General features: G+C 57.0%; 5 protein-coding genes and 2 pseudogenes. 1 reads left to right on the forward strand and 6 read right to left on the reverse strand.

Going from position 1 to position 5,848, the window contains the following annotated elements; genetic code table 11:
- Positions 1-96: 96 nt before the first annotated feature.
- From ATY29_RS33210 to ATY29_RS33225, 4 genes are all read right to left on the reverse strand, one after another.
- Positions 97-1,329 (reverse strand): CapA family protein, encoded by a 1,233-nt coding sequence (locus ATY29_RS33210; RefSeq protein ID WP_097537515.1) that lies wholly within the window; start codon positions 1,327-1,329, stop codon positions 97-99.
- A 105-nt stretch (positions 1,330-1,434) separates the two neighbouring features.
- On the reverse strand, positions 1,435-2,280 hold the full coding sequence (locus ATY29_RS33215; RefSeq protein WP_097537516.1) for a transporter substrate-binding domain-containing protein: 846 nt from the start codon (positions 2,278-2,280) through the stop codon (positions 1,435-1,437).
- Positions 2,281-2,296: 16 nt separating this feature from the next.
- Complete coding sequence (locus tag ATY29_RS33220; RefSeq protein ID WP_097537517.1) at positions 2,297-3,094, reverse strand: ABC transporter permease; 798 nt, start codon at positions 3,092-3,094, stop codon at positions 2,297-2,299.
- A gap of 12 nt (positions 3,095-3,106) precedes the next feature.
- Entirely contained in the window at positions 3,107-3,766 is a 660-nt protein-coding gene (locus tag ATY29_RS33225) for an ABC transporter permease (RefSeq protein ID WP_097537518.1), read from the reverse strand.
- 279 nt (positions 3,767-4,045) lie between these two features.
- On the opposite strand from ATY29_RS33225, the gene ATY29_RS33230 reads away from it, so the two are divergent.
- Positions 4,046-4,951, forward strand: coding sequence for a LysR family transcriptional regulator (locus ATY29_RS33230; protein ID WP_097537519.1), 906 nt, complete (start codon positions 4,046-4,048; stop codon positions 4,949-4,951).
- Between the two features lie 54 nt (positions 4,952-5,005).
- Here the strand turns inward: ATY29_RS33230 and ATY29_RS33235 are convergent.
- Together ATY29_RS33235 and ATY29_RS33240 are read right to left on the reverse strand one after the other, a co-directional pair.
- A pseudogene (locus ATY29_RS33235) lies at positions 5,006-5,262 on the reverse strand (type II toxin-antitoxin system VapC family toxin); the annotation flags it as partial.
- Positions 5,259-5,550: pseudogene (locus tag ATY29_RS33240) on the reverse strand (type II toxin-antitoxin system Phd/YefM family antitoxin). The pseudogenes ATY29_RS33240 and ATY29_RS33235, both read right to left, overlap by 4 nt.
- Positions 5,551-5,848 lie beyond the last annotated feature (298 nt).

A 5,848-nucleotide genomic window follows, 5' to 3' on the forward strand; every position in this document is an offset into this window, starting at 1 on the left:
AATCGCCGGAGATGAGGACAAAGCCGAAGAAGATTGATGGTCCATTGATGCTGGCAGGTCTTAAGCAGGAGACCCCGTGTTTCCGTACACCGGCCCTCAGACAACATGAATTCTGCCCAAGCAACCGTCGCGCTCGATAAGCGTGCCAAATTCGGCCGAGTTCTTGGCGAGCTCGTCGATGATCTTCTCCCCTGTCTTGCCGGACGCCGCGATCGGAACATGGCGCTGATGGAAGTCCAGCTCTTCGATCTGTTCTCCGCCGAGCACGATGGGGAGAAGGTCGATTTTCAAGGATCCTGCCGGATCGAAGATGCATGTGGCGACCACGCTCTTCCAGACATCTGGAGAACTCCATTCCGTTTCACCCTTTTCCGTGTGGAAGAAGAAATTCCCAAGGCCGAAGAAGACCGGGGCGCGTTTATAGATTTCGATTGGCTGCAGGACCGGTGTGCCGTGGCTGACGAAGGCGTGGGCGCCGGCGTCAATACAGGCATGGGCGAATTCCCTGACCCAGTCCGGCACGTCGCGCCAGTTCGGCTCCCAGTGATGATGGTGCAGATAGGCGATAACGAATTGTCCGCTTGCGCTGGCCTTTGCAATTGCAGTCAGCTGCTTTGCAGCACTTTCAGGATCAATTGCGACAACACGCCGATTGGCGTTGGAGCGGCGGAAAATGGTACCGTAGAAGTCGACTTCGTTGTCATTGTCCAGGACCCGCGGATCATCGGGCTGGGCATAGTTTGCCCTTTCCAGCTGGGAGCTTTGAAACGTCGCCTGAATGGTTTCCAACATGTCGAATATGGCTTGATCCGCCTCGAAGATCCTGGTCACGTCCAATTGGTTTACACCCGGTCTTGATGGTCGGCGGTTACTCGCGTTCTCGGCATACATGTTTCGAGGCCCAGGGCCTGCATCCATGGCAACCAAGGCTATATGTCGGCCACCGAAGGCTGCCGCGCCCGGCGTTGCGGCATGATCGCGGTCAAGACCGATGCCGGCGTGGAGGAAACCATGGAGACGAACCTCCTCGAGCGTAGACATAACGCCTGGTGGACCAAGATCGAAGGCATGGTTGTTGGAGAGCGCCAGGGTGTTGAAGCCTATTTGCTTCAGGGCATCCAGGACAAAGGGGTCGGAATGCCCGAAATATGAACCTTTCATGGGAGAGCCACCGTGCCGCCCCAGGATGGTGCCTTCGAAGTTGGTGAAGGCGACATCGGCCTTTTTCAGGATATCCACGATTTGTAGAAAGCCGGGATCCTGGCAAGTTCTGACATCGCGATGGATGAGCGATTGGCCCGTCATGGCCACAGTAAAAGGAGAGGGCATCGGTTTACCTGCGATGTTAAAATTTGATTCAACCGGAAGCTATGATGCCAGTTCCGGTAGTTGGCAGCCGGCGAGATCTCTCCATCCGATAAGCGTGGCGGCGGTTCACGGCGTCGCGGATGGGGAGATATCAATTCCGAACCATTTTAGGCTAAGCGCCTTCAGTGTTCCGTCGCTGACGCTGTCATCGATGGCCTTATCTAAAGCCGCGAGCAGATCGGTATCTTCTTTGCGGATGCCGACCCCGACGCCCGGCCCCCACAGTCCGCCTGATAGTTCCGGACCGTAGAAGGCCGCTGTCTCACCATCCTTACCATCAAGAAACGTCTTCCATGTGAAATAGTCGGCAAGGCCGCCATCGATACGGCCTGCGGCGAGATCCAGATGGAGATTGTCCTGGGTGTCGTAACTCCGGATCGTTGCAACTTGGCCGAAGAGCTCGCTGAGGACGGCCTCGGAATTGGAGGACCTCAGAACGCCCAAAGTCTTGCCGGAAAGCGCCGATTGAAGCTGCCCAAGGATTGCCTGTTGCTCGGCGCCAACGCTTGTAAGGTTGATTTTCGACTTGGTGTCGGTTGCCGGGAGCTGCAGGTCCCTTCGCATCACGAGCTGATTGAAGCCGCCGGCATAGGGTCGAGAAAAAGCGATCGACTTCCTGCGCTTTTCCGTGATCGCCATTCCGGACATGATCGCGTCGTACTTGCCGACCATCAGCGCCGGGATTATCCCATCCCAGTCCTGAGAGACGAACTGGCATTCGACCGCGATGCGCCGGCATAATTCTGTACCGACGTCTATGTCGTAGCCGACCAGCTTGCCTTCGGTGTCGATCATGTCCCAGGGCGGCGAGGCGCCTTCGGTCGCAATCGTCAGCACTTTGCGATCCATGGATTGGACGGCAGTCTGGCCCGTGAGAGTTATGAGCGCGACGAGGAGCATCGATTTGAGCATTTGCTGTTTCCCTTTGCTATAGTAAGTCGATGGATGGTTGATCGCCCGGTTTTGTGCGGGCTCGCTTGTCCATGGCCGTTCGAAGACGCCAGAGCCTCGAAGCCATTGGGCCGGCTGTAACGTTCCTTGAATTGCTGGTGGACGACTGCGCGAGATGCGTCTCCAGCATTCGAAAGAATGCCGACACTATGACGTTCAGAAGCAGATAAAGAAGACCCGCCGCCAGGAAGACCTCGTAGGGAGCGAATGTCTCCGAGACCATCCGGCGGGCCAGTCCCGTAATCTCCAGGAGGGTGACGGTGCTTGCCAGAGAACTCGCCTTGACCATGCCGATGACTTCGTTTGCATAGGAGGGAAGCACCGTCCTGAACGCCAAAGGAAATATGATCAGCCGGATCTGCATCAGTCTCGACAGGCCAAGTGCCTGCGCGGCTTCGATGATGCCGCGCGGGACGGCTAGTATGCCCGCCCTGAATACTTCGGTCGTATAAGCAGTGCTGTTCAAGGAGAAGGCGGCAAGCGCACACCAGAAAGGGTCACGTAGGAACGGCCACAAAAAACTCTGACGAACGAACGTGACTTGGCTGAGACCGTAATAGACCAGGAACAGCTGCACGAGTAGTGGTGTGCCGCGAAACACATAGGTATATGCCAGTACCGATCCCGAGATGGCTCTGTTCGAGGAGGCTCTGAGAAGGCTGAGCGGCACCGACAGAATGAAGCTGACCACGAGCGATAGCAGTGTCACGGAAAGGGTGAGGAAAACACCGTGCCCCAGCACGGAAATGCTTTCGACGATCAGGTTGATGTCCATGGCCGTGATCCCTCAGTGACCAGAAACCTGGATGCGCCGCTCGAGCGCGCGGAACGACACGAGCGACAGGCTGGTGAGGGCGAGATAGAGTGCCGAGGCCACCAGATAGAATGGGAGCGGCGCTCTCATCGATCCCGCACCGATAAAGGCCACACGCATAATGTCGGTCAGTCCGACGACCGACACGAGGGATGTATCTTTCACTAGAGAGACCCAGAGATTGCCATAAGCTGGCAGGGCGACGCGCATCATCTGCGGCAGGATAACGAACAACCAGATCTGCCATGGTTTCAGGCCCAGACTGCGCGCGGCCTCCGCCTGTCCCCGCGGAACGCTTATGATCGCACCGCGGAAAATCTCTGCACAATAGGCCCCAAAGACGATCATCAGCGCGGCTACACCCGCGGCAAAGGCATTGATTTGCACATAGCGGCCCGTTAGCGCAGTGATGGCCGCAGTTCCCCCGAAATAGACGACGAGAACGACGAGCAGTTCGGGGAGGCCGCGAACGATCGTTGTGTATGCCTGTCCAAGGAGGCCTGGGACACCCAGCCCTGACAGTTTGGCCATGGCGACAAACAGACCGAGAAATGATCCCAGCGCGCCGCTTACGAGCGCCAGTAAAACGGTGATCTGGAGGCCATTGAAGAATTGAAGTGCAAAGCTGAGCACGTACGTCCTCTCGCCCTAATCCGGATAGCCGGATATAAGGTCGCCTTATGGGCTGTTTTTATCAAAAGCGCATGATACTACCTGAGATGGCATTATTTATACGTATAATCTCAAGTAATATTCTGACTCACTTGAGAATTATACTTTGACAATCTGCCGTCAACTTATAAGCTGTTTTTAATTGTGATAAGCACAGCTTATAAGCCGTTCCCCGCAGGCTCGGAGAACCCCTCTTTGACGGCGATGATCCGAGCCGGCCAAAACCATAGGATTGAAAATATGGTCGGCAAAACCACGACAGGCGTGACAATCCGGCAGCTACAGATTTTTCGGGAGGTTTTGCGCACTGGGTCGGAACGGCATGCCGCAAAAATTCTCAAGATCACCCAGCCGGCCGTCAGTCAGCAGATTAGGCAGCTTGAGCACGAGGTTGATCTCGCGCTGTTTGCGCGGGAGAAGAACCGGCTGGTACCGACGGACCGTGCCTGGGATCTCTTGCGTAGCGTCGACGGTACCCTTCAGAGCGTCGACCGGATTGAAAAGTCAATTGCTGCGATTCGCAATGAAGAGACAGGTTCATTGAGCTTGGCTGCTCCGGGCGTTTTCTGTCTGAACGCCATCCCCCGGGCCATCCAAGCCGTCCGTAAGAGCAATGCCCTGTCGTTTCAGGTTAGAGCCGGCAGCCACCAGCAAATCGCAGAACATGTCCTAAACGGCCGGTCGGACCTGGGAGTTTCGCGCCTGCCGCTCGATGAGCGTGCCTTCGAGTGGGAACCGGCCGCCACGGCTAGGAATGTCTGCCTGTTCCAAGCGGGACATCGGTTGGCCGCCAAAGAAGTGATCACGCCGGAGGACATTATCGATGAGGCATTGGTGGACATAGAACCCCAGTTTGCGGCTCATCAGATGAATATCAACGCTTTACGGTATAGGGGCGTAGAACCGGATCTTGCCGTTGAATACGACGCGAACAGCCATGACGTAGGTTTCGTGGCGGCCGGCGTCGGAATTTCGATCATCAATAGCCTGATTGCGCGCGAATATCGGCAATTCGGGCTGGAGTTCAGGCCGTTCGAGCCCGGCGCTGTCTACCACTATGTGGTGTTCTGGCAACGAGGGCGCCAACTCACCGCTGGCATGCGGCAAACAGTCGATGAGTTGCTGGGCGCCTTCGCAGCGACGTAAACTGGAGTTCCCAGCGCAGGCGAGAATGCGATCTCAGGGATCGCGGTGCTCCTAGTCGAAGCTTGCGGCCAGTTCGGCTTGCAGACGGCTGATGGCGAGCGTCTGGAGGCCGCTGGCGGTGACAGCGGCGCGCAGTTCCTGCGGCGGCAGGTCGAGCTTCTTCAGCCGCATCTTGTTGTCGAGTTCATAGACACGGCGCTGACCAGGACGGTGTCGGCCTTGTCCTCGATCAGTGCCCGGGCATTGTCGGACAGCCGTTCGCTGCCGATCGTCCACCAGTAGACGGCGTGGCTGTCGAGCAGCACCTTCATGGCTTGGGCTCGCGGTCGACCGGCTTGCCCTGCCAGACGCCGGTATCGTCGTTGAAGTCGCCGGCGTCCATGGCCGCCTGTTCGGCATCGACATCGTCGAACAGGTCGTCGGATAGGCCGCGCTGGCGCAGCAGCCCGAACGGCCGCTTGCCGGCGTCAGCCGGGCCGATGCGCGCGTAGACTTCGTTGCTGCGCATGATCACGATCTCCTCGCCATTGGTTGGCGCGTTCGAGCACCTCGGCGAAGTTCTTGCGCGCTTCGCTGATCTTGTAGCTTGTTTGGGGCATTATTGCGCTCCGTTCGGCTAATTGGCGCACGATATACCGCTTCAACGCGCTTACAAGTTGGCTGTACGTCTTGCCTCCGATAAGCATTACTTATCGGAAGTCAGGCGTGGCCTGAGGCATTATTATCGGTGACGGAAATTAGAGAGCTATTTGCTTCTGTTTCGGAAAAGAACAGCACTAATTCATATGGTTAACGAGACGGAAACGTCATCAGCTTAAAGCCAAGTTGGTAAGCGGGGCAAATCCGGTGGCAATGCCAGCACAATGAGCAGGGACAAGCCTTCAGGCGCGTGCCGCA

It is taken from the genome of Rhizobium hidalgonense (genome assembly GCF_002914525.1).
GTDB classification, from domain to species: Bacteria; Pseudomonadota; Alphaproteobacteria; order Rhizobiales; family Rhizobiaceae; genus Rhizobium; species Rhizobium hidalgonense.

Coding starts and splice junctions, on each gene's coding strand:
- ATY29_RS33215 (WP_097537516.1), bottom strand. CDS start 2,280: ATGCTCAAATCGATGCTCCTCGTCGCGCTCATAACTCTCACGGGCCAG.
- ATY29_RS33220 (WP_097537517.1), bottom strand. CDS start 3,094: ATGGACATCAACCTGATCGTCGAAAGCATTTCCGTGCTGGGGCACGGT.
- ATY29_RS33230 (WP_097537519.1), top strand. CDS start 4,046: ATGGTCGGCAAAACCACGACAGGCGTGACAATCCGGCAGCTACAGATT.
- ATY29_RS33210 (WP_097537515.1), bottom strand. CDS start 1,329: ATGCCCTCTCCTTTTACTGTGGCCATGACGGGCCAATCGCTCATCCAT.